Consider the following 239-nt stretch of genomic DNA (forward strand, 5'->3'; position numbering starts at 1 on the left):
GTCTCTTTAATCTAAAAAGTCTAAAGAAAATGAAAGCAGGAATTGTAGGATTACCAAACGTAGGTAAATCAACCTTATTTAATTGTTTATCTAACGCAAAAGCGCAAAGTGCAAACTTTCCCTTTTGTACTATAGAGCCTAATATAGGTGTGGTTAATGTACCAGACCCAAGGTTAGAAAAATTAGAAAGTTTGGTGCAACCAGAGCGTGTTATTCCTGCAACAGTAGAAATTGTAGAT

Annotated in this window: 1 protein-coding gene; it reads left to right on the forward strand. The window is 34.7% G+C overall.

Going from position 1 to position 239, the window contains the following annotated elements; translation table 11 throughout:
• Positions 1-29 precede the first annotated feature (29 nt).
• Positions 30-239, forward strand: a 210-nt coding sequence (locus FUA24_RS23315; RefSeq protein ID WP_187388371.1) for a GTPase, incomplete at its 3' end; no start/stop codon positions are given.

The sequence above is a fragment of the Seonamhaeicola marinus genome (assembly GCF_008085455.1).